Raw genomic sequence first — 25311 nt, forward strand, 5'->3', positions numbered from 1 at the left:
GTTGATGGCGTGGCGACCCTTTAATCGGGGTTGCCACTGGGTTTGATGACGCTCTGTTAACCGCCCAAACTAAAAAGGGTCGCCCACTGGCGACCCTTTTTATGCACGCGGCAAACTTACGCCTCTGCCAGCTCGCGCAGATACTGGAAGATCTGACGGGTGGCTTTCGGTGGTTTGTTAGCGGCTTTCTCTTTCTGCGCATTACGGATCATGGTACGCAGCTGCTGGCGATCGGCCTGCGGATAGAGGTTAATCACTTCTGCGATCGCATCATCGCCTTTCTCGATCATGCGATCGCGCAGTTGCTCGAGTTTATGGAACAGCGCCACCTGCTGGTTATGGCGGTTCTTCAGCTTATCCAGTGCCTGACGAATCGGATCTTCATCGCGCGCGCGCAACATCTTACCGATCAGCTGCAACTGGCGGCGACGGCCTTCCTTTTTAATACGCTGTGCCAGCTCAATGGCGGCACGCAGATCATCGTCGAGTGGAATTTTGTCGAGGGAGTTTTTCCCCAGATCAACTAACTCGGCGCCCAGGCGTTTCAGCTCTTCGGCGTCGCGTTTAATTTCGCTTTTGCTGACCCAGATAATCTCTTCGTCTTCATCTTCTTCGTTTTGATTATCTGGCACATCGTCGAGCCAGTCATCGGGCTGCTTGGTCATCTCTTGGCTCCCTAAAAAAAAGAGGCTAATCCTACCAGTTTATCGGGCGACTGCGAAATTGTTCTCTGAGTCTGATAGACTCAATAAATTCATACTTAAGATTAGACGGCAGGTCGATGAACGTATCTACTCAGGTTGCAGAACAACGTAAAGTGTTAGAACAGGCTGTCGCGCAGGCGCTGGAACTGGCGAAAGCCAGCACTGATGGAGCAGAAGTCGCGGTGACCAAAACCACCGGCATCGGCGTCAGTACCCGCTATGGCGAAGTGGAAAACGTCGAATTCAACAGCGATGGTGCACTTGGCATCACCGTCTATCATCAGAACCGCAAAGGCAGTGCTTCTTCAACCGACCTCAGCCCGGATGCGATTAAACGCACCGTGCAGGCGGCGATCGACATTGCGCGTTACACCTCGGTTGATCCTTTTGGTGCCCCGGCTGATCCCGATCTGCTGGCATTTGAAGCGCCGGATCTCGATCTTTACCATCCGTGGGAGATCGATGCCGATCGCGCTATCGAATGGGCTGCACAGGCCGAACAGGCGTCGCTGCAGGCTGACAAGCGCATTACCAATACCGAAGGCGGCAGCTTCAACAGCCACGTCGGCATCAAAGTGTTCGGTAACAGCCACGGCATGTTGCAGAGCTACTGCTCCAGCCGCCATTCGCTCTCCAGCTGTGTGATTGCCGAGCAGGATGGCAACATGGAGCGCGATTACGCCTACACCATCGGCCGTTCCATTGACGATCTGCAAACTGCGGATTGGGTGGGACAAGAGTGCGCACGTCGCGTGTTGTCACGCCTGGCGCCGCGCAAACTGCCAACCATGAAAGCGCCGGTGATCTTCGCGCCGGAAGTGGCGACGGGTCTGTTTGGCCATCTGGTCGGCATGATCAGCGGCGGCAGTGTCTATCGTAAAGCGACTTTCCTGCTGGATTCACTCGGCAAACAGATTTTGCCTGAGTGGCTGACGATTGAAGAGAAGCCGCACCTGCTGAAAGGGCTGGCGTCTACGCCGTTCGACAGCGAAGGCGTGCGTACCCAGGCGCGTGACATCATCAAAGATGGCGTGCTGCAAAACTGGCTGCTGACCAGCTATTCGGCACGCAAGCTTGGCCTGCAGAGCACCGGCCATGCCGGCGGCATTCACAACTGGCGCATTGCAGGGCAGGGACATAGCTTTGAAGATATGCTGAAGCAGATGGGCCGTGGCCTGGTGGTCACCGAAATGATGGGCTCCAGCGTGAGTGCCATGACCGGTGACTATTCGCGCGGTGCCTCAGGCTTCTGGGTTGAGAACGGTGAAATCCAATATCCTGTGAGTGAGATCACAATTGCGGGCAACCTCAAGGATATGTGGCTCAATATGGTAACGCTCGGTAACGACATTGAAACGCGCAGCAATATACAATGCGGGTCGGTGCTGCTGCCGGAGATGAAAATCGCCGGACAATAAAGACATCGCTTCATGAAAGCAGCCCACGTGGCTGCTTTTTTTTTGCCAATAATAATACCCTCAATCATTCGCGTTAAAGGAAGGTGGCAAGTCAATGAATTCTCAGGAGCTTACATGAGTAACTGAGTTCAGTGAGCGCAGCCAATGCACCTGGAACGTGAAGGATGACGGGTAAATAAGGATATTTTTATGCGTAAGCATGTGATTGCAATGTTGTCTCTCTCGCTGTTGTTCTCCTCGGCTAGCGTATTCGCCGCTGACCTGAAGAATGATATGGATACCCTGAAAGATGGCCTGAGCGTGGTGAAAAAAACCTCCGATGCTCAGGAAATGCAAACCGCGCTCGGCAAGATGCGCCAGGCGGCGGAGGATGCTAAAAAATCCACGCCGGAAAAACTGGAAGGTCAGGCTGCCGATAGCGCCCAGATTAAGGATTATCACGCCGGTCTTGATTCTCTGATTGCGCAGATTGATGTCGTCGATCAGTTGGCGAAAGCCAACAAGCTCGATGAAGCCAAAACTGAAGCGAAGAAGCTGGAAGATATTCGTAACGCCAACCATAAGAAATTCCGCTGATAACCCGGCCAGCCCCCTGGCTGGCCTTATCTCCACTCGCATTCCCTCCGTTTAAATGCATCGATTTCCGGCATAACCCGCATTTTTGTGACCTGTTTCGCACACTTCATGCGTAGTGCGATCTGGCGCACACACGCCCGTGGGATTTCCACTTTGAGGTGGAAAAGATGCGTCTCCACAGCCTGAAGCGGAAAGCGTAATTTCTTTCTAACGCGAATTATCTCTAATTATCCGCAGTAAACAGGAGTAGCAAGGTGAGGAGTGAAGCTGTCCCGCTGAAACCGAGTACGCCAGAAGCCATTCAGGCGTTGGCGGATAACACGTTGAAGCAGATTGCGGCGATCTACGCCGCGCACCACATCGAAGCCAATGCCGTGCAGCAGCAAATGCTGGCCTCGCATGTACGGGCGATGGCAGCGCGTTCCCTCACGGGAGAAGCCTTGCCGGAAGTGGAAGCCGAACTGTTTGAAGATATCTCGCCAGAAACCATGGCGCTGGCACAGCAGGTGGTGGATCTGTTTGGCAATCTGCCCAAAGAAGAAGCCTGGTTGTTATCGGTGCATATCGAAGTGGCGAAATCCAACGAAGCATAAATCGAGAGGAATTGAACATGGTAACAGTCGTGATTGGTGATCGTCTGGGTAAAGGTCAGAAAGTCGCAGCAGGGATTGAGAAAGCAGGCGGCCGTGCCGTGGTGGTGCCGGGCGTCGCAGCGGACATGAAGCTGGGCGATGTGATGAAAGCGGAAAACGCCGACTTCGGCATCTCTTTCTGCGGCAGCGGCGGCGCGGGTGCCATCACTGCGCAAAACAAATATGGCTACAAAGCCAAACACGGTATGCGTTCGATTGATGAAGGCGTGACCGCCATCAACGAAGGCGCCACCGTGCTGGGCTTTGGCTTTATGGATAAAGAAGAGCTGGGTGAACGTCTGGTGCAGGCCTGGAATAAAAAACACGGCAGCTAAGCATGAAACAGCAATACGAGACGCAGGTCACGGTGCAGGGCAAAGGCGACAGCAAAGCGAAAGCCTTTTCCGATGCACTGAGCAAGGTGCAGCAGCAAGTGCTGCGCACCAGCCAAAAGATTCTGTTGCGCATTGAACCCATAGATGTGCGGGTGCTGCGCGCGCAGGAGAGCGTACGCACAGAGAAGTTCTTGTTCTTCTTTCTGGCGCGCGAACGACGGAATTACAGCGTCGAGCTGGAAATCACCGTCAGCGTCACCGTGATCGACACCGATAAGGTGGATTTCATCGCGACGAAATAAAAACGACAACAAAGGGTACAACAACATGTTTTTAATCATTTTGTTTAAGTCGTTGATCATTGGTGGATTGGTTGGCGTTGGAGTAGGAGCGGGCGCAGCGCGCATGTTCCATGCACCGACCACTCAAGGTATGGGCGCGTTTCGTACCTTGGGTGAACTCAATTCCTGTGAAGGCGATCCTGCATCGCACTTCTCCTTTGGTCTTGGCTTCTTCTTTAACGCCTGGGCATCGTCTGTGGCGGCAGGCTCCTTCACACAGGACGTTGACCACCGCATTCTGCCCAACTGGGGCGCGGCTGCGTTGATGGTGAAAAATCGTAACGTCGCGGAAACCCTGCACAACCCGAAACGCATGGCGATTGCCTGCGGCATCATCGGCATGATCGTGGTGGCGTTCCTCAACAGTACCGCTTCTGCGGTGCCAGCGGCATTACAGGTTACGGCGGTTAAAGTGCTGGTACCGGCGGCCAACCTGCTGGTGAACACCGTAATGCCGGTGATCTTCTGGCTGGCAGCGATTGATGCCGGTAAGAAATCCGGTTTCTGGGCGACCATCTTTGGTGGTCTGGCGCAGTTGATCATGGGCAATGCCGTACCGGGTCTGGTGCTGGGTATCCTGATTGGTAAAGGCGTGGAAGAGAGCGGCTGGAACAAAGTCACTAAAGTGATGATGTTCGCGATTGTGCTGCTGTTCGCTCTGAGTGGCTTCTTCCGTGGTTTCGACATGAAACTGCTGCAATCCTTCCAACTTGGCATTCCTGGCTGGCTGGACATGATTCACAACAGCCTGAGCGGCAAATAAGGAGCCTTGAGAATGAACGAGACCGAAAACAAAGGGTTCTGGTACGCCGACTGGTCTTTCCCGATCTTTGTTGGCCTGCTGTCCGCCGGGGTGTTTGCCGGTACGCACATGTATTACCTGTACGGCATTGGCGCGTTTAACGAAGTGGCGTTTGTTTCAATGCTGCGTTCCGGCATGGAAACCGGCGTGTATGGCGCCGTGGCGGCGTTTGGTGCCAGCTTCCTGTTTGCCCGCATCATCGAGGGTTCGCTGGTCGGGATTCTGGATATTGGCGGTGCGATTCAAACCGGTGTCGGGCTGGGCGTTCCGGCCTTGCTGCTCGGTGCGGGCATCGTGTTCCCGGTGGCGAACTTTGCCGCGTCACTGGCAACGGGCCTGGTGGTGGGTTTAGCGATTGGCTATCTGATTATCCTGGCGCGTAAGTTCACCATCAATCAGAGCGACTCCACCTACGGTGCGGACGTGATGATGGGCGCAGGTAATGCTTCCGGCCGCTTCCTTGGGCCGTTGATTATCCTGTCTGCGATGGCGGCATCGATTCCGATTGGCATCGGTTCGCTGGTGGGTGCGTTGTTGTTTTATCTGTGGAACAAACCGATCACCGGTGGCGCGATTTTAGGTGCCATGGCGTTAGGCGCGATGTTCCCGGTTTCGCTGTAAAGCTGTTTCCGATTTAACGGTCGCCCTTCACGGCGACCCTACGATTGAACAGCGCATTCTGTGGGGGCGTATTGATGCCCCCGCACAGATGTGATGCAGATTCCGAAGGGTGCGTATTCATGTGCACCAGGCTGAATGCAGGTTGTTAAGGAGTAAATATGTTTGATCTGATTCTGCGCCGCGCGCGTTTGTGCGACGAACAGCTGGTGGATATCGCCATCCAGCACGGCAAGATTGCTGCGGTCGGCGACGTCAGCGGTTCAGCTCAGCAGGAGCGCGATTTAGCAGGGCGCTACTACGTCAGTGCGGGTTGGATCGACAGCCACGTGCACTGCTATCCCAAATCCCCGATTTATCACGATGAAGCCGATGCGATTGGGATGGCGCAGGGCGTCACTACCGTGGTTGATGCAGGCAGCACCGGCGCGGATCATATCGACGATTTCTATCAGCTCACCCGTTCCGCCACCACTGAAGTACGCGCGCTGATCAACATCTCACGCACCGGCATCATCACCCAGAACGAACTGGCGGATATGGCGCAAATCGACGGTGATGCGGTGGTGCAGGCGGTGAAACGTCGCCCGGACTTTATCGTGGGATTAAAAGCGCGCATGAGCAGCAGCGTGGTGGGTGAAAATGGCATTCAGCCGCTGATTCGCGCCAAAGCCATTCAGCAGGCGGCGGGAAATCTGCCGCTGATGGTGCACATCGGCAACAACCCGCCGGTGCTGGAAGAGATCGCCGATTTGCTCACCTCCGGTGACATCATCACTCACTGCTTCAACGGCAAACCCAACCGCATTCTGTCGCCGCAGGGCGAACTGAAAGCCGCGGTGAAAAATGCCATCGCGCGCGGCGTGAAGCTGGATATCGGCCATGGTAGTGCCAGCTTCAGCTTTGAAGTGGCCCGTCAGGCCATCGCGCAGGGTATTCTGCCCGACACCATTAGCTCGGACATTTACTGTCGCAACCGCATCAACGGCCCGGTACATAGCCTGGCGCATGTGATGTCGAAATTCTTCAGCATTGGCATGACGCTGCCGCAGGTTATCGACTGCGTCACCGGTAATGCCGCTGCTGGCCTGCGCTTAGCGGGCAAAGGGCGCTTAACCGAAGGTTATGACGCCGACCTGACCATTTTTACCGTCAAAGAGGAAGCCCGCCCGTTCGTTGATGCTGAAGGCGAACGGGTTTTGGGTGAGCAACATTTGCTGCCGCTGGCCGTGGTTATCGCGGGTAAGTGGCATCTGACTGATGAAGGGAAAGCCAATCATGTCTTCGATTTATGAAAAATATGACCTGAAACAGGTCATCAATGCCTCCGGTCGTATGACCATTCTTGGTGTTTCAACGCCTTCTGCCGATGTGGTCGAGACCGTCAGCTACGGTTTGAATCACTATTTCGAGATCAAAGATCTGGTCAATAAAACCGGCGCGTATATCGCTAAACTGCTGGATGTCGAGAGCGCGGTGGTGGTCTCCTGCGCCTCTGCGGGCATCGCACAGAGCGTGGCGGCGGTGATCGTTAAAGATAACGACTGGCTGCTGGACAACCTGCATGCCGCGCCGCTGACCGTGCCGCACGATATCGTGGTGCCGAAAGGCCATAACGTGAACTTCGGCGCGCCGGTGGGGGCGATGGTGGCGCTGGGCGGCGGACGTCTGGTGGAAGCCGGCTACAGCAACGAATGTTCGCCAGAACAGCTGGCTGCGGCCATCACGCCAACCACGGCGGCGCTGCTTTACATCAAATCACACCACTGCGTGCAGAAGAGCCACCTAAGTGTGGAGCAGGCGGCGGTAGTCGCGCGTAAACACGGTATCCCGTTAATCGTGGATGCGGCGGCAGAAGAAGATCTGCAGTGCTACTACCAGATGGGCGCGGACCTGGTGATCTACAGCGGCGCCAAGGCGATCGAAGGGCCGACCAGCGGTCTGGTGATTGGCCGCACTCAGTACGTTGAGTGGGTAAAACGTCAGAGCAACGGCATTGGCCGCGCGATGAAAGTCGGTAAAGAGGGGATTCTCGGTCTGACGCAGGCGATTGAAAACTATCTGGTGCAGCCGAAAACCACCGGCGCTGAGATGGTCGCCAACATGACGCCGTTTATCGACAACCTCAATACGCTGAATGGTGTGTCCGCACGCGTAGTGTGGGATGCGGCGGGCCGCGATATCGCCCGTGCTGAGATCAAGTTCGATGAAGCCGTCACACAATGGCCAACCGGCGAGCTGGTGCAGGCGTTGAAAACCGGCGACATCGCTATCTACTTCCGTGGCTACAAGGCCAATGAAGGCATTATCGAAGCCGACGTGCGCAGCGTCAGTGCCGATCAGTTGCATATTATTTTTAGCCGTATCCAGGCGTTACTCAGCGGAGGAAAACGCGCATGAGTCTGAACCCGAATTTTTATCAGGGCCGTCTGTGCCTCAACGTGCTGGCCGGTTCTAAACAGAACGCCAAAGAGATCTGGCAGGCCGCAGAAGGCCACGTGCTGGTGGGTGTGTTATCAAAAAATTACGCGAGCAATGAAGAAGCGATTGCCGATATGCGTGAGTACGCGGCACTGATCGACAACGCGCTGTCCGTCGGACTGGGCGCGGGCGATCCGAATCAGTCGGCGATGGTGAGTGAGATCTCAGCGGTGCTGCAACCGCAGCACGTGAACCAGGTGTTTACCGGTGTGGCGACCAGCCGCGCGCTGCTCGGGCAGAATCACACCGTGGTCAACGGTTTGATTTCACCAACCGGCACGCCGGGACTGGTGAAAATTTCCACCGGACCGCGCAGCTCGCAACTGGAAGATGCGATTGTGCCGATCGACAGCGCTATCGCCATGCTGCAGGACATGGGCGGCAGTTCGGTGAAATACTTCCCGATGGGCGGCTTAAAAGCGGTGAATGAGTACCGTGCCGTTGCTGAAGCCTGTGCGCGTCACGACTTCTGGCTGGAACCGACCGGCGGCATCGATCTCAATAACTTCGAAGCCATTGTGCAGATTGCACTCGATGCGGGCGTCAGCAAAGTGATTCCACACGTCTATAGTTCGATCATCGACAGTGCCACTGGCGACACGCGCATTGACGATGTGCGTCAGCTTCTGGCAACGTGCAAGAAACTGCTGTAACAAACGAGTCACAGGTGAAGCTCCGTGAGATTTCCCAATCAGCGTCTGGCCCAACTTTTCGCTGCGCTGCAAAACGAAACGCTGCCGCAGGATGAGCTGGCGCGCCGCTTTTCTGTTTCAACGCGCACGGTGCGCACCGATATCACCGCGCTGAATGCGCTGCTGGAGCAACACGGCGCACAGTTCGTACTGGCGCGCGGCGCGGGATATCAGCTGAAGATCGATGATGTGGCGCTTTTTGACCGTCTGCAGGAAGAGAGCGCCGCGCCGCTGCGCGTGCCGCGCACTTCTCAGGATCGCGTACGCTATTTGCTCACGCGTTTTCTCACCGCCGCCTATTCACTCAAGTTGGAAGACCTGTCGGAAGAGTGGTTTGTCAGCCGTGCCACCCTGCAAAGCGACATGGCGGAGGTGCGAGAATGGCTTGGCCGCTATCATCTGAATATCGAAACCAAGCCGCATTACGGCATGAAGTTGTTCGGCAGCGAAGCGGCGATCCGCACCTGCCTGACGGATTTGCTGTGGCAAATTGATCAGGAGATGCCCGACAGCCCGCTGTTGACGGTGGAAGCGCTGCACAGCGGCATCCTGGCACAGCTGGAACCGCTGTTGCAGCACTGCTTTAATCAGTATGCGATTCGCCTGAGCGATGAGGGCGAGCGCTATCTGCAAATTTACTGTGCGGTGGCGGTGCGACGCATCAGCGAAGGTTTCCCGCTCAACGATCCCGGCGCAGAAGATGTCGGTGATGAGGTGCGCGAAGCCGCGCATCATCTGGTGAATCTGATGCAGCCGCTGGTCGGGAAACCGATCTCGCAGGCGGAAGAGAACTGGCTGCGCGTCAATATCGCCGCCCGGCAGATTCAGGCGCTGTCGCCCAGCACCATTAATGCTGATGACGCCGATGCGTTAGTCGATTACCTGCTGAACTACATCAACACCCATTACAACTACCGCTTGCAGCAGGATGAGCAGCTGCGGGCCGATCTGCTCACCCATATCAAAACTATGATTACCCGGGTGCGCTACCAGATTCACATCCCCAACCCACTGCTGAGTAACATCAAACAGCACTATCCGATGGCGTATGACGTGACGCTGGCGGCGGTCACCAGCTGGGGAAAATACACGCCTTATAGCATCAGCGAGAACGAAATCGGTTTTCTGGTGCTGCACATCGGTGTCGGGCTAGAGCGGCATTACGATGTCGGCTATCAACGCCATCCGCAGGTGCTGCTGGTGTGCGACAGCGGCAACTCCACACTGCGCATGATTGAAGCGCTGCTGCTGCGTAAATACCCGCAGTTGGTGGTCACGGCGCGTTTGTCGCAGCGTGATTACGAGATGCGCGAACACATTGACGAAGATTTCGTGATTTCCACCGTGCGTTTGAGTGAGAAGAATAAGCCGATTGCGGTGATGTCGCCGTTCCCGACCGAGTTCCAGCTGGAGCAGTTGGGTAAGCTGGTGCTGGTGGATCGCACACGGCCTTACATGCTGGAAAAATACTTCGATGCACAGCACTTTATGGTGCTGGATAAGCCGATGACGCAATCCGCGCTGTTCCGCGTGTTGTGCGATCAGCTGGAGTCAGAAGGCTGTGTGGATGCGGATTTTTATCCCTCCGTCGAAGAGCGAGAAGCGATTGTCAGCACCTTGCTCGGCGAAGGCATTGCGCTGCCACACTCACTGGGATTGCTGGCGAAGAAAACCGTGGTGTACACCGTGCTGGCGCCGCATGGCGTGAGCTGGGGTGATGAAACCGCTTCGGTGATTTTCCTGCTGGCGATCAGCAAAAGCGAATACGAAGAGGCGATGGCGATTTACGATCTGTTCGTTACTTTCCTGCGCGAGCGGGCGATGACCCGATTGCGCGATTGCGCGGATTTCGTCAGCTTTAAAGCGGTGGCGATCGATTGTCTGAGCCGGATGTGATGGTAAACCAGGGCCGGATGAAGCCAGCACTACAACGTCCGGCACGCATCCCGGCTCGTGATGTTTGCGATGAATATCCCGCTACACTGTTGGGGTAGAGTCAGTATTTATGCCGGCCTGGTCTTAATCAGCTACGCTGCTTCGCCAGCAACCGCGGGATTTCACGCAGGCACCACGCCTTGGCTTCACCCATGCTATCGCGGCGCCACGCCATAATGATATCCACTTCACGGGTGTATTCGGCACTCACCACACGCAGACGGCCTTCGGCGATATCCTGTTCCACCATCGGATAAGGCATGGTGGCGACTCCCAACCCCGCCAGCAGCGCTCGGCGTTTATCATCCATGCTGCTCACCGTCAGGCGTTGCTGTTTATCCAGCAGCTGCACCGTTAACACCGGGCGTTCGCGCGCGGTATCCGCCACCGCGATACCGCGATACTTCACGCGCGTCACTTCAGACAGCGGCTCGGCTTCCTGATGAATCGGGTGATCCGGACTGGCCACGTACACGCTCATAATGCTGTAAAGCTTACGGGTGTTGATCTCGGTTGAGGCACGGAAGTGCATATCAGGCGCAATCACGATATCCGCGCGGCCTTGTTCCAGGCGCTCCCAGGCACCGGCCAATACTTCGGTGACCAGTGAAATCTGCGTGTTGGCTTTCTCCGCCAGTTTTTCAACGACAGGGAACAGCAGGTTGGTGGGGATCAGCGCTTCGGCCACGATGGTGAGATGGGTTTCCCAACCGCGAGCCAGCGCTTCGGCATCGGTGGTGAGTTTATCGGCCGCTTCCAGCAGCACGCGCCCACGCTCCAGTAGCATACGCCCGACATTGGTGAACTTGGTGCGATGGCCAGATCGATCAAATAGAACCACATCCAACTCTTCTTCCAGTTTCTGCATGGTGTAGCTCAATGCAGAGGGAACGCGGCCCAGTTCATCGGCTGCCGCAGCAAAGCTGCCACGACGATCGATAGCATCCATCACACGTAAAGCTTCGAGGGTTAACGCGCGGTCTTTTGCCATGCCGGTTCTCTGTCAGTAAATTTGAATATGCCAGGCAGATTAACTGGCTAACAATCCGGCGTCCAGCCTTTTACCATTAACGTATAAAGCCTGTGGTCGAATCTCACCGCAGTGCGTCGGAGGTAAATCATGATGACAACCCGCTGCGCGTCAGCATGTGGCCAGGCCGATTTTGGTTGGTTGCAGGCGCGATACAGCTTCTCTTTTGGCCACTATTTTGACCCGAAATTAATGGGCTACGCTTCATTGCGTGTGCTTAATCAGGAAGTGCTGGCACCCGGTGCGGCGTTCCAGCCACGCAGCTATCCGCAGGTGGATGTGCTGAACCTGGTGTTGCAAGGCGAAGCAGAGTACCGCGATAGCGAAGGCAACCACCTGATCGCGCGGGAAGGCGAAGCCATGCTGTTGTCGGCGCGGCAGGGCGTGAACTACAGTGAAATCAATATCAGCAAAGATCACCCGCTAACACGCATGCAACTGTGGCTGGCGGCCTGCCCGGATCGAGAGAATCCGCTGCTGCAGAAAATCGCTGTGCCGCAGCAGACCCGTTTCTTGCTGGCCTCGCCAGACGGCGTGGATGGCAGCCTGCAACTGCGTCAGCAAGTTTGGGTCCATCAAGTGATACTCGCACCCGGTGAGCAGCATACGGTGAAACTGAACGGCCCTCGTGCCTATCTGCAATCTATCCACGGTTCGTTGGATCTGCAGGCAAGTAGCGCCAATCAGGAGTTACTGAGCTGCGGTGACGGCGCGTTCTTGAGTGAAGAACAGCAGATTACGTTGCAGGCGAAAACGCCGCTACGTGCCCTCGTCATCGATTTACCGGCATAAAAAAGGCAGCCCGCTGAGGCTGCCCTTGTCTGTGGTCGGGGCGCAGCTGACTGCGCCCGTCAACTGCAGATTACTTCAGGATGGTGAACGCGGTCGTTACGTGTTTCACACCGCTTACACGACTGGCCACATCGGCCGCCGCAGTGGCTTCCTGTTGTGTCACCAGACCCAGCAGGAACACTTCACCGTTTTCCGTGGTCACTTTCACGTTCGAGGATTTCACCTGATCGCTACCCAGCAGCTGCGAGCGGATTTTGGTGGTGATCCAGGTATCGGATGATGACGTGCCGAGGCTCACTTTCTGGCCGGTACGGATTTCGTTATACACTTCGGTGGCACCATCCACGCCCATCGCAATCTGCTTGGCGCGGCTCGCCAAATCCGCCGATGGTGATTGGCCGGTCAGCAGTACTTTGCCCTGATAAGCGGTGACCACGACGCGCGCCTGGTTTTTAATTTGTTCATCTTTAGCCAGTGCATTAGTGACACGCAGTTCCAGCGTACCATCATCCACTTGCGTACCGACGGTGCGCGGGTCCGTTGCTGTTTTGGTCGCCACAGCGGCGCCGCCTGCCACAACGGCAACACAGCCTTGCAGCATCATGGCAGTTAAAAGAATGGCGACAGCGTTCAATGCTTTCATTTGAGCTCCTTCAGTCATTCCTGGTGTGGGAACAAAGTGTTATCAATCAAATCACACAGGCAGTTCAGCGTCAGCATATGCATCTCCTGAATGCGTGCACTGCGATGTGACGGAATGCGAATTTCCACATCGTGCGGACCCAACAGGCCCGCCAGCTCACCGCCATCATGGCCGGTCAGCGCGACGATAGTCATATCGCGAGTCACCGCAGCTTCAACCGCTTTAACAATATCGCGGGTGTTGCCACGGGTTGAAATAGCCAGCAGCACATCACCGGCCTGACCAAGCGCGCGAACCTGCTTGGCATAAACTTCATCGTGGAGACGATCGTTGCCGATCGCCGTCAGCATGACATTGTCGGCGCTCAGTGCCAGCGCAGGCAGGCTGGGGCGCTCGGTCTCAAAACGGTTAATCATACTGGCGGCAAAATGCTGAGCATTGGCCGATGAAGCACCGTTACCACAACTCAGGATTTTGTTACCGTTCAGCAGCGACTGCACCAGCGTCATAGCGGCGCGAGAAATCGCATCCGGCAGTGCCTCCGCAGCGGCGATTTGAGTCTGAATACTTTCGGTAAAACACGCTTTAATTCTGTCCTGCACAAGACCACCTGGTTCTATCCATCGGCATTAAAGGCATCGGGCAGCCATTCCAGCTCACGCCCGGTAATGGCAATGATGTCAAAACGGCAATTCACCGTATCAAAACTGCCGCCGCGTGCCAGCAACCACCATGCAGCCGTACGCAGCAGCTTTTGTTGTTTCTGGCGCGTCACGCTGGCGGCGGCACCGCCGTAGCGCGCATCGCGTCGATAGCGCACTTCGACAAACACCCAGCAATCGGCGTCTTGCATAATGAGGTCAATTTCCCCACTGCGGCAACGCACGTTGCTGGCAACCCATCGCAGCCCGGCGCGCTCCAGATAGCCACGCGCCTGCTGCTCCTGCTCAGCGCCAATGCGCTGGCGGTTTACTGCACCGGAACGATTTGTCCCTGACGATACTGGTTCCATGCCAACTTCCTGTTGATCACGCAATCCGTGTCGGCGCTCAGCTTGCCGGTGTTGCCGTCAATGGCAAAGCCAGGCACCTGACGCATCTGGTTAAAGTGATTCGCCAGCGTCCAGGCATCAATGCCCATCGCGTAGAGGCGAACCAGCGAATAATCGTTGTTAAACGACTTCGCCGCCTGCTGCATCAGGCCCGGATTGTTGCCGGAGAGCAGCGGAATATCACTGAACTGCAGGCCATCCATTTCCAGACGGAAGTCTGGACCTGCACCCGCCTGTGCGCTGCGCGAACTGGCGTACAGCGCGATGTTGTTGCGGCTGCTGGTGCGCATCGCGATCATCGGCTTGATCAGTTGCAGCTCATCCTGGCTGGCCACGATGTACACTGCATCCACACTGCCGCCGCTGGCATCGGTCGTTGGCGCTGGCGGGGTGGTTTGCGGCGCTGGAATGGTCAGGCCCGCAACAGCCACGCCGGCAGACTGCGGCTGTTCAACTGTCAGCGGCGTGCCACTCAATGCGATACCGGCTCCGCTATTAATACCTTGTTTCAGCTCAGAAACGCCACCGAAACGCTGTTGCAGTACGGTGGAACCGCCGAGTTGCTGCCACTCCTGTGCGAACGCCTTGCTGACGCGATCGCCATAGCTGCTACGCGGTACCAGCAGTAATGGCTGGCGTTTGCCTTGCTCGTAGATATGGTGCGCGGCATCGCGCGCTTCGTCTTCAGGAGAAAGCGCAAAATAACAAATATTCGGATGGTTCTGGATCTGTTCTGGCTCGTTCAGCGCCAGCACGTTGAGTGGCGTCTGGCTGTTCACCACCGATTCCACGTCGTTTTTCAACAGTGGGCCCACCACGATGGTCGCGCCATCTTGCTGAGCCTGCTGCATTACCTGGGCAATCGGCTGACTGCTGGTGTCATAAACTTTAACCTGAGCGTTGCTGTCCGGCTGAGCCGCCGTAGTCGCCGGTTGTGCTGCGGGCTGCGGCTGTTCGGCCTGTGGCGGCATATTACCTGCCATGGCCGGGCTGACAACTGCGTTAGCGGCAGCGTTAGCATCGGCAGGCTGCTGTGCGTTCGCGTCGCCAGGCTGTTGTGCTGACGGCTGGCCATTGGCATCGGTTGCCGCTGTAGCGGCAGGGGCGGGTTGCGGGGCTGGTGCAGTTAACACGCCATTTTTGGCATCGTTAAAACCTTTCTGAATCGCATTGGCAAAAACCTGTGCCTGGCCATTCAGCGGCAGCAGTAGCGCGATGGTGCTGGTCGAGGCTTTGGTGAAGTTTTGCACCTGGCTAAGCTGCGTTGGTAATGTTTTCGCACCCGGGTTTTGCGGATAACGTGTCTGCCAGTCTTTGATCGCCGCTTTCAGCATCTGCGGATCCTGGCTGTTGGTGTGCCAGGTGTTGAGCAGATCCAGCCAGCCTTGCAGGGTGTTCTCATTGGCGTTAATCACCAGGCTGTTCAGCTGATCCTGCGTCATTTGCGTCAGAGCTTGCCAGGTGGCGTCAATATTGCTCTGGTGGTCGGCGCCTTGCAGCAACGGCTCCTGAGCAATATAGGCGCGTAAGAGCGCGAGTGAAGGGCGATTCTGCGCCGCAGCGATTTGCAGTGCGTAGTAGCGCACCTGCTGATCCTGAGACAGGCCATCAGTCTTCACCTGACCCAGCGTCTGCTGAGCGCCGCCGAAATCCTGCTGACCAATCTGCATCTGCGCGCGCAGTAATTGCAGCTCCTGCTGCTGCACTGCAGAGAGCTGCTGTGGCAGTTGCGAGATCTGATCGTTAGCCTGCGGATACTTTCCTTCCTTCAACAGGGCACGGATGGCAAGTAATTGCCAGTCGGTCTTGCTATCATCGCTGCTTTGCTGCACCTGCTGCAGATAATAGTCAGACCGGCCAGTAGCAGGCCCCTGAATATTGACGTTGGAGGTTTGCTGCGGTCCCTGGCCGCTACAGGCGGCTAAAATCAGTCCAGCGAGAAGAACAGGTACAAAGCGTCCTGCTTTATGACGTACGACTTTTGAAGGAAGCATACTGTATCCAGTGATGTTTTTTTCTAGATGCTCAATATTAAATCGGCAATTCGGATGAAACAATGAAACAACTCGATCGGGCAGAGATTTCTGCCAGCACGCTCTATATCGTTCCTACCCCGATCGGTAACCTGGGTGATATCACGCAGCGTGCGCTGACGGTGCTTGCGAGCGTCGATCTGGTCGCAGCGGAAGATACACGTCATACCGGGCTGTTGCTACAACATTTCGCCATCAATGCGCGACTGTTCGCACTTCACGACCACAACGAACAACAGAAAGCAGAAGTGTTGTTAGCCAAGCTGCAAGAAGGCCAGAGCATTGCGCTGGTCTCGGATGCGGGCACGCCATTAATCAACGATCCTGGCTATCATCTGGTACGTCGCTGCCGTGAAGCAGGTGTGCGCGTGGTTCCGTTGCCGGGTGCCTGCGCGGCGATTACAGCATTAAGTGCGGCGGGGTTACCGTCAGATCGTTTCTGTTACGAAGGATTTCTGCCCGCCAAGAGTAAAGGCCGCTGCGATGTGCTGCGCTCCCTTGAGAATGAACCACGTACCCTCATTTTTTATGAATCCACGCACCGTTTGATCGATAGCCTGCAAGATATGGTGAGCGTATGGGGTGCAGATCGCTATGTGGTGCTGGCGCGTGAAATCACCAAAACCTGGGAAACCATCCAGGGCGCGCCGGTGGGCGAACTGCTGGCCTGGGTACTGGAAGATGAAAACCGTCGCAAAGGCGAGATGGTGCTGATTGCTGAAGGGCACAATGCCGATGACGAAGCGCTGCCTGCCGAAGCGTTGCGCACCCTGGCGTTGCTGCAGACTGAGCTGCCGCTGAAAAAAGCCGCTGCGTTAACGGCGGAAATTCATGGCGTTAAGAAGAACGCCCTGTATAAGTACGCGCTGGAGCAGCAAGAGGCGTGACAAACGCGGGCGGATCGCCTATTATCCCGCGCCGAAGCTGACCAGACAGTCGCCGCTTTGTCGTCGTCCCTTTCGGGGGAGACGGGCAGAGGGGAGGAAAGTCCGGGCTCCATAGGGCAGGGTGCCAGGTAACGCCTGGGGGGCGCAAGCCTACGACCAGTGCAACAGAGAGCAAACCGCCGATGGCCCAGTAATGGGATCAGGTAAGGGTGAAAGGGTGCGGTAAGAGCGCACCGCGCGGCTGGCAACAGTTCGTGGCACGGTAAACTCCACCCGGAGCAAGGCCAAATAGGGGTTCACAAGGTACGGCCCGTACTGAACCCGGGTAGGCTGCTTGAGCCAGTGAGCGATTGCTGGCCTAGATGAATGACTGTCCACGACAGAACCCGGCTTATCGGTCAGTTTCGACTTTTTGAAAAACAATACGTTGGTGTGTCTCAGGCCTTTAAAGGTGAAAATGTGACACAGACTGTGATACAGAAGAGACACACCAACGGTTGTTCCATCCCCAATATCCTCAAGCGTGGCAATCGCTACAGCCTTCATTTCAGATTACCAGCAGGGCGTCTCTTTCGCGCTTCTCTGAGCTGCGATTCTGCCAGCAGAGCAAAATTCATTTCTTCCCGCCTTTCAATATTCATTTCTCTCGTTAAATCGGCGAGGATGGAGCCAGCCCAACTATTGGATATCGTGCAGAAAATGAAGCGGTTAGAACAAAAAGACATTGATAACTATTTGCTTAGCATTCAGATAGGATTTTATAGCGCAGCCAAAAACATCCCATCAACTGTACGTAGCACCCTGCGAGAATCAGGTTCATTAGCTCATGAAAAACGTAGTGCGTTTGATTTCGGGCAACTGCTTGATGGAACCTTTAAGAATGATGTTGAACCGATATCGACAGATACAGTCATTGAGGAACTTAGTAGTCAGTTTGATCTTACTGGCATGGAGAATGAAATCGATTATCTGGCATCAGAGTATGATCTTCTCTGGAGGCATTATTGCGATGCACACTTGGCCTTTATGGAGAACCGTAATTCTGATTATCGTCAGATCGTCAGTTCTATGCGACCAGACCGCGAATATTCCTCCATTCCAGCAGATAAACCCCACAAACCATCGAAACCCGTCATTACGCTCTCTCAGGCGTGGGAGGGGTTTGTCAGGTTTAAATCCGACTGGAAGCCGCAGATTCGGCAGGGTAATGAAAAATATTTCGAGGTGATCAAAGCGGTGCTGGGATCTGATACATCAGTTACAGATATTACCCGACGCGATATCAAAAATTTGCTCGAAGTAGTTGAAGGACTGCCACGTCAGAACAAGAAGCCATACAACAAAATGACGATCCAACAATGTCTCGATCTGGATGAAATTCCTGATGACGATCTCATATCGAGCAAGACAGTTAGAGATTATCTGAAACTTTGTCAGGGGCTATTTTCCACCTACTTAACCATGGAAATCGGAGCGCTGGATACAGCGCCAACGGATAAAGTCAGATACGAAGCTCAAAGCAAGAGTTATGGCAACTATAGCCGTACAGAGATGCGAAGACTGGTTGAGCACTTCACGACACTTGAAGACTGGAAGAAATGGGTGTTCTTGTTACTGTCATATACTGGTGCCAGACGTGCTGAGATATCGAAACTGACGGTATCGGATATTCGCTTTGATGACGACAGCCAGTGGCACTATATCATGATTGAGGACAGCAAAACGGATGCCGGGACGCGACAAGTTCCCCTTGCGCCTCGTCTCGTTGAGATGGGTTTCTTAGCATATGTGAAAGGTAAAGCGGCGGGTGAAAAGCTCTTTCCTGAAATAACTAACAGTACGCAACTTACTCGTATTTTCCATGTTATACGTGAGACGTTGGATATCGATTATATGGACGACTACAAAAGCCGACGTATCGTACATAGTTTACGCCACACTTTTATCACCGAAGTTCAAAAGACTAACAACACACAACTTGTGCAACAGGTGGTTGGTCATGAGCATTCAAACATAGGGCAGACGCAACGTTACACCCACCGATTCACTGTTTCTGATTTACTACCAGTAGTGAAATGTTTTGATTGGTTTAAATGATAATCAATCTCATCAAGGTTGATTTTTAAAAGGAAATGCTGTAAAATCAGTGGGTAGGGTGAAATCCCTTCCCATCATCATAAGGAGCATAATGTATGTAACGCCCACGCCAGCCGCTTTCACATTTCCCACCGATGAAGAGCGAATCCAACTGGCAACACTACTGAATACCGTTGACCTGCGTGCGACAACCCCAAGGATCAACGTCCTGCACTACCTGAACACAACCGATATTCCTGTAACCGCTGAGATGGTTTCAAATTACGTCGATCTCCCGTTATCTACAGCTTATCGGGCATTGACTGCGCTTGAAACCAATAGGCTTGCAGGTGTTACGTTTGGACGCTCCGAAGTAACCCGCTGGTTCCGGTTCCTCACGGACAGGCCTCAGCATTGCCCTGCGTGCGGGCAGAGCTTCTATACAGAGTACGCGTAAGCCGTACACAAAAACATTGACGAGATGATCGCACTACACGGTCACAACAAATGACGCTCACCACAGAGCGCCATTGGGCTTTTACGCCCATTTCCAACCGATTATGGAGACAATTATGACTACTAAAAGACAGGCCCATAAAGCCGCTGAGAGCGATCTACAGGCATTCCTGAGCGAAGTCGCAGAACGGTTCAAACCTGACGCCACCGTACTGGCAGCGCGGATTGATAACGCCGTCCATAGATACACAGCCACCAGCACCACTCAGCGCTTCAACGCCCCGGCAGCACTTGCAATGCAACAGCTACAGGAGCGGATTCTGGAGGGTTGGCGGTACGATATCGGCATTCCCCAATCGATATATCTCGCTGGTAGTTCAGGGAATATGGCAATCACGCTGCGCAAACCAGAATCGCTGGTGGAGCGGGAGATTGCCGACCTGAAACGACAGGTTGAAGATAGCTATCACGACGAGCTGGCAAACGCGATGGAACGCGAAGTCGACAAACTGGTACAAGACGCAGCCAACGAGAAAAAGCGCCTTGCTGAGGAAGCCGCAGCCACAGAACAAGACGGTATGCGAAAGCTCCTCCGCGATATGCTCCTGACTGGATCGATTGTATGACCGATACCAAAAGCGGGCCAGCAGTGCCCGCATATATCGATCCTGACGCACTGGAGCGAGCCATTGCCGCTGCTCGAAAAATCCGGGAAGCCAACCCGGAGCGCTACAGATCGCTACCCGTCCAGCCAGAGGAAAAACGATGAAAATTTACGATATCACCGTGACGGGAATAACCGCCGACTGGCTGACCGCCACGCGCGGAAATATGCCTCTGCCGGTATTCGTTCGTAAGCTGCTGACGGAGATCGCCAGCCAGCCCGAGAAATATAGTGACCTGACCCAAACCATTAACGACTCAGTGGAGTACAAATGCCAAACCCGAACAACGAAAAAATAATTGATAATGCTGCCAATGATTCCGATGGGATCTACATTGACGAAAAAAACGAACATGAGCGACTGGCACACCAGTTTGCGGCATACCTGATTAACCAGGGATTCATCTATCTGTCCCGGAAAAATGGCGCAGAGCTGTACAGCACGTTGACAGGTAAATTCCATCCGTTCCACGCGGAGACTAACCTCTATCAACAGTGGCTGCGAAAACAGTCAGAGCACAGACGCAGCGGTCACAATCCCCTGCTACACGATATTCTCCGCCAGCGGATTAAATACGCATCGGCGCGTGAATTTATCCCCGGAGGCGCTCGCCCTCTGGTATACGAGGCGGACGGTGTACCCGTTCTGAATACCTGGAAGCCATACGAACCACAGATAACCGCCGCAGCCGGTATTGATTTGTCACTCTGGACAGAATATCTGGAGCGCCTTTTCCCGGACGCTGACGAGCGGCACACCGTTGTACAATGGTTGGCGCATATGTTCCAGCACCCGGAGGTTAAACCCTCATGGCACCTCATGTTGACGAGTGCGACAGGCACAGGGAAGGGATTCCTGTTCGATCAGGTTCTCGCACCTCTTCTACTGGGGCAGGCATCGTTACTCAGTTCGTATGACAAACTGACTGGTCAGTTCAGCACTGTGATCGCCAATAATTTGCTGGTGTTTCTGGACGATTGTCGCAGTAGCTCAAAATCGCTGCATACCCGGTTGAAATCCCTGCTGACAGAGCGCCGCCAGCAGATCGAGGAGAAGCAGGAGCAGGCCCGGATGGTTTCAACCTATACCCGGTTTATCCTCGCCAGCAACGAGCGACGCCCGATCCGCTTTTCACCGAACGAGCGCGAGCGCCGTTGGTTCGTCGTCCGGTTCATGGAGCATCGCCATAACCCAGAGGAGACCGGCGAATTTATCGGTCGATTAGCACAATGGCTAACGCAGGATGGTAGCCTTGATGCCGTTTACTGGTGGTTGATGGCCTATGACCTAACTGGATTCAACCCGCATCATTGCCAAGCAACTGAGACACTGGAAGAGATGCAGGAACAATCGCGATCCATGCTGGATATCGAGTTATCCGACTGGCTGGAGTCAAACCGGGTCTTCAAAATGGAATCGTTTCGCTTGCTGTTTGATGCACCGGCAGACCTGATTAAGCACAGGCTGGAGGAACTTGGATATCGACAAGCGCCAATCAATACTAATGGTGCTGGTGTTGACCGTTCCCGCTACTGGTTCCCGAAGGACTGGAAGCCTAAACAGGCGGCACAGTGGCTTGAGGATGCAACAGACGGTACGACAGAGCAATTCTGACAGGGAGCTATACGCTCCCTTTTTTGCGTCCATCAGTCGAAAAAGCCCAAATAATCCCACCCATAGAGCAAGTAATCCCGCAATAATCCCATCGAAATCCATAATGAAAACCATTATAAATCAGATGATAAACGAAATAATCCCAACAATCCCAATAATCCCACGACCTCATTTAAATACAACGTAGTTACTGTGGCGCACGTCAGTAAGCAACAGGGGCAGCCGGAGGCAGAGCGTAGCATCGTGTGCAAATCCTAAAGCGGCGGCACTTTTCCTGGCTCAGGGACAAAGGCGGTGCTGGTGGAGAAATGCATATGCAACACAGGATCGCTAAACAAGGTTCGCCTTCACCGGGCAACTTATCACGCACACGATAAATTGCTGGAGGCCATATTCTCAGGACAGATTTCTCGCCAGCAGGCGCACCAATGCTTACAGTGATCCATGCGATGATACTTTTCTCATGCTAAATCATAAAAAAACATATATAGTTTTAATTAAGCCTCGCAGGCTCGTGACACATTGGGAACAAAGAAGGGGTCTACGGAAGTAGCTTAGTTCTATTAGATCAAACTTAATATGGTACACAAGCTGTGTTGAATATCACCCAAACAGAAATGGGAGTTTATACCATGGATGGATGTGGCTAATTATTTTTCATGTCATATAAAAATGCAGAACGCTAAGTAAATTCTCTTAGTGTTGAATTAATAATTAAATTAAAATTATAAGGGTTGTTATGAAATCTAAAGCTTATCATGCTTTCGAACAAAAAATAAGTTACTTTGATGATGATGTTGATTTAATAGATGTTTTAAGGGATGGTATATTAAAGGGTGAGTTGAATGATCCTGACTCTAAGTATTTAATTAAAAATATAGATGGTAGTAAACATAAACATTTATCCCGAAGAAGTAATTCAGATGGTAGTCGAGAATTAGTTATAAATCATCTTAGAACCACATTGTACTCTGGTTATATCAAGGATGTTTATGAAGAGGTGACGCATTATTTAAGAATGATACTTATCAAATCAGCTGAAAATGGATTTGATTCCGCAAGAATTGTTGGGGAACACACTTGTAAATTAGATGCTGCTAAAATACTTTCTTCTGGCAGTTGGCAAGGGGTTTCTGAACTGGTTGCAAACTCTATATTCCAAAGTTTAGAATCCGAACAAAGCACTCTTAAACTAATAAAAAAAATCTCTGATAAACTTGCTTTAAACGTCGACAGTACACTTATCAATAATGCTCTTCCCTATCTTGAGATTAGACACTTCTTGATTCACGCAGATGGTCGACTCACTCAAGACTTTATAAACAAAAATAAAAAAATAAAGCACAAAGACAGATACGTCAAGCTGGAATTAGAGCTTATTAAAAAATTAAGGTTGTCTGTGAGTGCTTTAATAAAAGAATTTGATAGTAAGGTTGTTAGTTGCAATCTATTAAAAGAAGAAGATTTGCAACCATAATAGTTAAATTTCATAAATAATGACTTCCTGATGGAGGTCATTATTTATATTGGTGGTGTGATAATTTTTAACTTTTATTATGAAGTTGTGTGTTTTTAATTAAGTGGCAAGTTAATAGTATTCTCTTTCAAGTGTCTTGCTCAATTCCGATATGAGAGATTACGATATTCACTTAAAGCCGACAGTCAGTTCCAGTCTGGACTAATGACGTTTACGCTTCCTTGATATTCCAATTCCGTTTAATTGTTGGTAGGCTCAAGCCTAACTTGAGTGCAACCTTAGACTGACTCAGTCCACTTAATTTGGCTTGCTGTACTCGCTTAAAGGTTTCAATCGCAGCCGGACGGCCTAACTTTTTGCCCTCGGTCTTGGCCCGCGCCAGACCCTCCTTAGTACGCTCAACGATGCGAGACTTTTCGAACTCAGCGAAAGCTGAAAACATGTGCAGCATCAACTTACCTTCCGCGCTGGTAAGATTACGTACTGGCAGATCCAACGACACTACATCAATACCCTTGGATAACAGCATCGCTATAGTTTGTTGCACATCGATGTTATCGCGCCCCAACCTGTCCAGCTTCAACACCACCAGCTGATCACCTTTCTCCAGTTTATGGGTGACCATATCAGCAAAGCCTTTACGCTTCATTGCCTGAACGCCACCAGACACCGTTTCCGATATCACGCGACTATCAAGGATGTCATGGCCTGCCTGGCGGATGGCTACAACCTGGTTTTCTGTCGTCTGCTCACTGGTCGAAACTCGGCAGTACGCAAAGGTGCGCCTCATAATATCCCCTCATGTGGTATCAAAAACGGTATCATAATCTATTTTTGGTATCATTATGTCAATACTCTATTTTAATGATACCATTTTTACATGGTGTTAGCTGGTGTCATAAAACGAACGATTGATGATACCTTTTTGATAAACAGCAGATGAGGCATACGCGAGATATTTTGAGAAGATCGGTGATAATTGAACAGGATGAGCAAAATCTGCCCAGCACCACAGTCCATATACATTTATTGCGAACAATAATAATGATATTTCACCATTTTCCAGTTAAATCATCCAAGAATAGTAAATGTGTTCGAGGCCGGACAGTATTGTTCCAAAGATTATTTTTTAAAGGTAGTGATTTGTACTTTTCTGCGTTACATCTATTCAGAATGTTCTGTAAAAAAATTTAATGCTCGAGTATGATTGAGTGAAAATTAAGCAAATGAAAATTGATATGTCAAACGATATTAAAAAAATCTATTGCAATAATTGCTCACGTGAAACAAAACATTCTATTCTTTCCTACAAGAAAAAAGTAGAAGTTGAGGAGGAAGGAGAGCAAATTACTTATTTTGAGGAGGATAACTATTATCTTTCTGAATGTATGGGTTGTGAAGGAATCACATTGTTCATCGAAAGCACATTCAGCGGGATGAATGACGAGTATTATTCTGTACAGTATCCACCTAAAACCATTAGAAAGGAACCGAAGTGGCTACATCGAATTGATGGTGATGCGATATTATTTAAGCAATCTGATAAAGCTGAGGTTTTCAGAGAGATTTATATAGCGTTGAAAAACAATATGCCTCGATTAGCAATTATGGGAGTTAGGGCATTGCTTGAAATGGTGATGGTTGAAGTTATTGGTGATCATGGGACCTTCAAGAAAAATTTATCTAAGTTAAAAGATGAAGGTTTCATATCAAAGTATCAATATGAAGCAATTGATAAAGTAATCGAAGCTGGTCATGCGAGTATGCATCGAAGTTACAAAGCTTCCAGTAGTGAAATAAATAGCATAATGGATATAACGGAAAATGTCATTGAATCTATCTACATAAATAAACTAAATGTAAGTAAAATAAACCCAACCCCCAGGGTTAAGATATGATAATAGAATGTGGAAAATTTATTATTTTTTAAATGGTTAGTTTTTCGTATGGTTCAATATGTAAAACATGACTTTAATATTTTTTTGATGATCTCATACAATGCCTGCAGGCTTCCTAAGATTAGCCGACTTGGATGATTTGCTCTTTAAATTAT

The 25311-nt window shown here is 52.4% G+C and carries 28 protein-coding genes and 1 other RNA gene; 22 read left to right on the plus strand and 7 right to left on the minus strand.

What is annotated here, in order from left to right:
• Positions 1-116: 116 nt before the first annotated feature.
• Positions 117-665: a ribosome biogenesis factor YjgA gene (gene yjgA, locus H7A81_RS04545; RefSeq protein ID WP_034829237.1), complete on the minus strand. Its 549-nt coding sequence runs from the start codon at positions 663-665 to the stop codon at positions 117-119.
• 116 nt (positions 666-781) lie between these two features.
• Between yjgA and pmbA the strand changes: the two genes are divergently transcribed.
• The 11 genes from pmbA to H7A81_RS04600 all read left to right on the plus strand — a co-directional run bounded on the left by pmbA (position 782) and on the right by H7A81_RS04600 (position 10495).
• Positions 782-2122 carry a metalloprotease PmbA gene (pmbA, locus tag H7A81_RS04550; RefSeq protein ID WP_045816560.1) on the plus strand — a complete coding sequence of 447 codons (1341 nt, stop codon included), beginning with the start codon at positions 782-784 and terminating at the stop codon, positions 2120-2122.
• Between the two features lie 189 nt (positions 2123-2311).
• Entirely contained in the window at positions 2312-2698 is a 387-nt protein-coding gene (gene cybC / locus H7A81_RS04555; RefSeq protein ID WP_034829233.1) for a cytochrome b562, read from the plus strand.
• A gap of 254 nt (positions 2699-2952) precedes the next feature.
• Positions 2953-3291, plus strand: coding sequence for a glycine dehydrogenase (locus tag H7A81_RS04560; protein ID WP_034829231.1), 339 nt, complete (start codon positions 2953-2955; stop codon positions 3289-3291).
• Positions 3292-3308: 17 nt separating this feature from the next.
• Entirely contained in the window at positions 3309-3665 is a 357-nt protein-coding gene (locus H7A81_RS04565; RefSeq protein ID WP_009087404.1) for an SFCGS family glycine-rich protein, read from the plus strand.
• Between the two features lie 2 nt (positions 3666-3667).
• Positions 3668-3967 (plus strand): DUF4312 family protein, encoded by a 300-nt coding sequence (locus H7A81_RS04570; protein ID WP_034829228.1) that lies wholly within the window; start codon positions 3668-3670, stop codon positions 3965-3967.
• A 25-nt stretch (positions 3968-3992) separates the two neighbouring features.
• Positions 3993-4769, plus strand: a complete 777-nt coding sequence (locus H7A81_RS04575) for a DUF4311 domain-containing protein (RefSeq protein ID WP_034829226.1) — start codon at positions 3993-3995, stop codon at positions 4767-4769.
• A 12-nt stretch (positions 4770-4781) separates the two neighbouring features.
• Complete coding sequence (locus tag H7A81_RS04580; RefSeq protein ID WP_034829224.1) at positions 4782-5429, plus strand: DUF4310 family protein; 648 nt, start codon at positions 4782-4784, stop codon at positions 5427-5429.
• Positions 5430-5587: 158 nt separating this feature from the next.
• Positions 5588-6721: an amidohydrolase/deacetylase family metallohydrolase gene (locus H7A81_RS04585; protein WP_166933395.1), complete on the plus strand. Its 1134-nt coding sequence runs from the start codon at positions 5588-5590 to the stop codon at positions 6719-6721.
• On the plus strand, positions 6705-7826 hold the full coding sequence (locus H7A81_RS04590) for a DgaE family pyridoxal phosphate-dependent ammonia lyase (protein ID WP_182056873.1): 1122 nt from the start codon (positions 6705-6707) through the stop codon (positions 7824-7826). The genes H7A81_RS04585 and H7A81_RS04590 overlap by 17 nt, the downstream gene beginning before the upstream one ends.
• Entirely contained in the window at positions 7823-8560 is a 738-nt protein-coding gene (locus H7A81_RS04595; protein ID WP_038644502.1) for a KDGP aldolase family protein, read from the plus strand. Before H7A81_RS04590 ends, H7A81_RS04595 begins: the two co-directional genes overlap by 4 nt.
• 24 nt (positions 8561-8584) lie before the next feature.
• Positions 8585-10495 carry a transcription antiterminator gene (locus H7A81_RS04600; RefSeq protein WP_097119515.1) on the plus strand — a complete coding sequence of 637 codons (1911 nt, stop codon included), beginning with the start codon at positions 8585-8587 and terminating at the stop codon, positions 10493-10495.
• Between the two features lie 127 nt (positions 10496-10622).
• On the opposite strand, the gene H7A81_RS04605 is transcribed toward H7A81_RS04600, so the two are convergent.
• Positions 10623-11525: a LysR family transcriptional regulator gene (locus H7A81_RS04605; RefSeq protein ID WP_038644506.1), complete on the minus strand. Its 903-nt coding sequence runs from the start codon at positions 11523-11525 to the stop codon at positions 10623-10625.
• Positions 11526-11654: 129 nt separating this feature from the next.
• On the opposite strand from H7A81_RS04605, the gene H7A81_RS04610 reads away from it, so the two are divergent.
• Positions 11655-12356, plus strand: a complete 702-nt coding sequence (locus H7A81_RS04610; RefSeq protein WP_034829215.1) for a pirin family protein — start codon at positions 11655-11657, stop codon at positions 12354-12356.
• A gap of 70 nt (positions 12357-12426) precedes the next feature.
• Here the strand turns inward: H7A81_RS04610 and dolP are convergent, their stop codons facing one another.
• Genes dolP through H7A81_RS04630 form a run of 4 tightly spaced genes read right to left on the minus strand, consistent with a single transcriptional unit; the run spans position 12427 to position 16044 of the window.
• Entirely contained in the window at positions 12427-12999 is a 573-nt protein-coding gene (gene dolP, locus H7A81_RS04615) for a division/outer membrane stress-associated lipid-binding lipoprotein (RefSeq protein ID WP_038644509.1), read from the minus strand.
• A 14-nt stretch (positions 13000-13013) separates the two neighbouring features.
• The gene (diaA, locus tag H7A81_RS04620) at positions 13014-13601 is read right to left on the minus strand and encodes a DnaA initiator-associating protein DiaA (protein ID WP_034829211.1); all 588 of its coding nucleotides are present in this window, start codon (positions 13599-13601) and stop codon (positions 13014-13016) included.
• A gap of 14 nt (positions 13602-13615) precedes the next feature.
• On the minus strand, positions 13616-14011 hold the full coding sequence (locus H7A81_RS04625; protein WP_045816567.1) for a YraN family protein: 396 nt from the start codon (positions 14009-14011) through the stop codon (positions 13616-13618).
• Positions 13969-16044 (minus strand): penicillin-binding protein activator, encoded by a 2076-nt coding sequence (locus tag H7A81_RS04630; RefSeq protein WP_182056875.1) that lies wholly within the window; start codon positions 16042-16044, stop codon positions 13969-13971. The genes H7A81_RS04625 and H7A81_RS04630 overlap by 43 nt, the downstream gene beginning before the upstream one ends.
• A 62-nt stretch (positions 16045-16106) precedes the next feature.
• Between H7A81_RS04630 and rsmI the strand changes: the two genes are divergently transcribed.
• The 9 genes from rsmI (at position 16107) to H7A81_RS04670 (ending at position 23258) form a co-directional block, all read left to right on the plus strand.
• Positions 16107-16970, plus strand: coding sequence for a 16S rRNA (cytidine(1402)-2'-O)-methyltransferase (gene rsmI / locus H7A81_RS04635; RefSeq protein WP_182056877.1), 864 nt, complete (start codon positions 16107-16109; stop codon positions 16968-16970).
• A 33-nt stretch (positions 16971-17003) separates the two neighbouring features.
• Positions 17004-17380, plus strand: an RNA gene (gene rnpB, locus H7A81_RS04640) — RNase P RNA component class A.
• 49 nt (positions 17381-17429) lie between these two features.
• Positions 17430-19067, plus strand: coding sequence for a tyrosine-type recombinase/integrase (locus tag H7A81_RS04645; protein WP_255478881.1), 1638 nt, complete (start codon positions 17430-17432; stop codon positions 19065-19067).
• Positions 19068-19158: 91 nt separating this feature from the next.
• Positions 19159-19503 (plus strand): helix-turn-helix domain-containing protein, encoded by a 345-nt coding sequence (locus tag H7A81_RS27940; RefSeq protein ID WP_370529935.1) that lies wholly within the window; start codon positions 19159-19161, stop codon positions 19501-19503.
• 115 nt (positions 19504-19618) lie between these two features.
• Positions 19619-20128, plus strand: a complete 510-nt coding sequence (locus tag H7A81_RS04650) for a hypothetical protein (protein ID WP_182056878.1) — start codon at positions 19619-19621, stop codon at positions 20126-20128.
• Positions 20125-20271, plus strand: coding sequence for a hypothetical protein (locus H7A81_RS04655; RefSeq protein ID WP_182056879.1), 147 nt, complete (start codon positions 20125-20127; stop codon positions 20269-20271). Before H7A81_RS04650 ends, H7A81_RS04655 begins: the two co-directional genes overlap by 4 nt.
• Complete coding sequence (locus H7A81_RS04660) at positions 20268-20465, plus strand: hypothetical protein (RefSeq protein ID WP_182056880.1); 198 nt, start codon at positions 20268-20270, stop codon at positions 20463-20465. Before H7A81_RS04655 ends, H7A81_RS04660 begins: the two co-directional genes overlap by 4 nt.
• On the plus strand, positions 20438-21781 hold the full coding sequence (locus H7A81_RS04665) for a primase-helicase family protein (protein WP_182056881.1): 1344 nt from the start codon (positions 20438-20440) through the stop codon (positions 21779-21781). The genes H7A81_RS04660 and H7A81_RS04665 overlap by 28 nt, the downstream gene beginning before the upstream one ends.
• A gap of 739 nt (positions 21782-22520) precedes the next feature.
• Positions 22521-23258: a hypothetical protein gene (locus H7A81_RS04670; RefSeq protein WP_182056882.1), complete on the plus strand. Its 738-nt coding sequence runs from the start codon at positions 22521-22523 to the stop codon at positions 23256-23258.
• A gap of 211 nt (positions 23259-23469) precedes the next feature.
• Here H7A81_RS04670 and H7A81_RS04675 read toward each other — a convergent pair whose 3' ends face one another.
• Entirely contained in the window at positions 23470-24048 is a 579-nt protein-coding gene (locus tag H7A81_RS04675; RefSeq protein ID WP_182056883.1) for a recombinase family protein, read from the minus strand.
• A 448-nt stretch (positions 24049-24496) separates the two neighbouring features.
• Between H7A81_RS04675 and H7A81_RS04680 the strand changes: the two genes are divergently transcribed.
• Positions 24497-25156: a DUF4145 domain-containing protein gene (locus H7A81_RS04680; RefSeq protein ID WP_182056884.1), complete on the plus strand. Its 660-nt coding sequence runs from the start codon at positions 24497-24499 to the stop codon at positions 25154-25156.
• The last annotated feature ends 155 nt before the right edge of the window (positions 25157-25311 follow it).

This window comes from Pantoea sp. ME81 (assembly GCF_903970985.1).
GTDB lineage: Bacteria > Pseudomonadota > Gammaproteobacteria > Enterobacterales > Enterobacteriaceae > Pantoea > Pantoea communis.

What these genes read in the sequence shown, in the direction of transcription:
- yjgA (WP_034829237.1), bottom strand. Translation starts at nt 665, where the DNA reads ATGACCAAGCAGCCCGATGACTGGCTCGACGATGTGCCAGATAATCAA.
- pmbA (WP_045816560.1), top strand. Translation starts at nt 782, where the DNA reads ATGAACGTATCTACTCAGGTTGCAGAACAACGTAAAGTGTTAGAACAG.
- cybC (WP_034829233.1), top strand. Translation starts at nt 2,312, where the DNA reads ATGCGTAAGCATGTGATTGCAATGTTGTCTCTCTCGCTGTTGTTCTCC.
- H7A81_RS04565 (WP_009087404.1), top strand. Translation starts at nt 3,309, where the DNA reads ATGGTAACAGTCGTGATTGGTGATCGTCTGGGTAAAGGTCAGAAAGTC.
- H7A81_RS04570 (WP_034829228.1), top strand. Translation starts at nt 3,668, where the DNA reads ATGAAACAGCAATACGAGACGCAGGTCACGGTGCAGGGCAAAGGCGAC.
- H7A81_RS04575 (WP_034829226.1), top strand. Translation starts at nt 3,993, where the DNA reads ATGTTTTTAATCATTTTGTTTAAGTCGTTGATCATTGGTGGATTGGTT.
- H7A81_RS04580 (WP_034829224.1), top strand. Translation starts at nt 4,782, where the DNA reads ATGAACGAGACCGAAAACAAAGGGTTCTGGTACGCCGACTGGTCTTTC.
- H7A81_RS04585 (WP_166933395.1), top strand. Translation starts at nt 5,588, where the DNA reads ATGTTTGATCTGATTCTGCGCCGCGCGCGTTTGTGCGACGAACAGCTG.
- H7A81_RS04590 (WP_182056873.1), top strand. Translation starts at nt 6,705, where the DNA reads ATGTCTTCGATTTATGAAAAATATGACCTGAAACAGGTCATCAATGCC.
- H7A81_RS04595 (WP_038644502.1), top strand. Translation starts at nt 7,823, where the DNA reads ATGAGTCTGAACCCGAATTTTTATCAGGGCCGTCTGTGCCTCAACGTG.
- H7A81_RS04605 (WP_038644506.1), bottom strand. Translation starts at nt 11,525, where the DNA reads ATGGCAAAAGACCGCGCGTTAACCCTCGAAGCTTTACGTGTGATGGAT.
- H7A81_RS04610 (WP_034829215.1), top strand. Translation starts at nt 11,655, where the DNA reads ATGATGACAACCCGCTGCGCGTCAGCATGTGGCCAGGCCGATTTTGGT.
- dolP (WP_038644509.1), bottom strand. Translation starts at nt 12,999, where the DNA reads ATGAAAGCATTGAACGCTGTCGCCATTCTTTTAACTGCCATGATGCTG.
- H7A81_RS04625 (WP_045816567.1), bottom strand. Translation starts at nt 14,011, where the DNA reads ATGGAACCAGTATCGTCAGGGACAAATCGTTCCGGTGCAGTAAACCGC.
- H7A81_RS04630 (WP_182056875.1), bottom strand. Translation starts at nt 16,044, where the DNA reads ATGCTTCCTTCAAAAGTCGTACGTCATAAAGCAGGACGCTTTGTACCT.
- rsmI (WP_182056877.1), top strand. Translation starts at nt 16,107, where the DNA reads ATGAAACAACTCGATCGGGCAGAGATTTCTGCCAGCACGCTCTATATC.
- H7A81_RS27940 (WP_370529935.1), top strand. Translation starts at nt 19,159, where the DNA reads ATGTATGTAACGCCCACGCCAGCCGCTTTCACATTTCCCACCGATGAA.
- H7A81_RS04650 (WP_182056878.1), top strand. Translation starts at nt 19,619, where the DNA reads ATGACTACTAAAAGACAGGCCCATAAAGCCGCTGAGAGCGATCTACAG.
- H7A81_RS04655 (WP_182056879.1), top strand. Translation starts at nt 20,125, where the DNA reads ATGACCGATACCAAAAGCGGGCCAGCAGTGCCCGCATATATCGATCCT.
- H7A81_RS04660 (WP_182056880.1), top strand. Translation starts at nt 20,268, where the DNA reads ATGAAAATTTACGATATCACCGTGACGGGAATAACCGCCGACTGGCTG.
- H7A81_RS04665 (WP_182056881.1), top strand. Translation starts at nt 20,438, where the DNA reads ATGCCAAACCCGAACAACGAAAAAATAATTGATAATGCTGCCAATGAT.
- H7A81_RS04670 (WP_182056882.1), top strand. Translation starts at nt 22,521, where the DNA reads ATGAAATCTAAAGCTTATCATGCTTTCGAACAAAAAATAAGTTACTTT.
- H7A81_RS04675 (WP_182056883.1), bottom strand. Translation starts at nt 24,048, where the DNA reads ATGAGGCGCACCTTTGCGTACTGCCGAGTTTCGACCAGTGAGCAGACG.
- H7A81_RS04680 (WP_182056884.1), top strand. Translation starts at nt 24,497, where the DNA reads ATGTCAAACGATATTAAAAAAATCTATTGCAATAATTGCTCACGTGAA.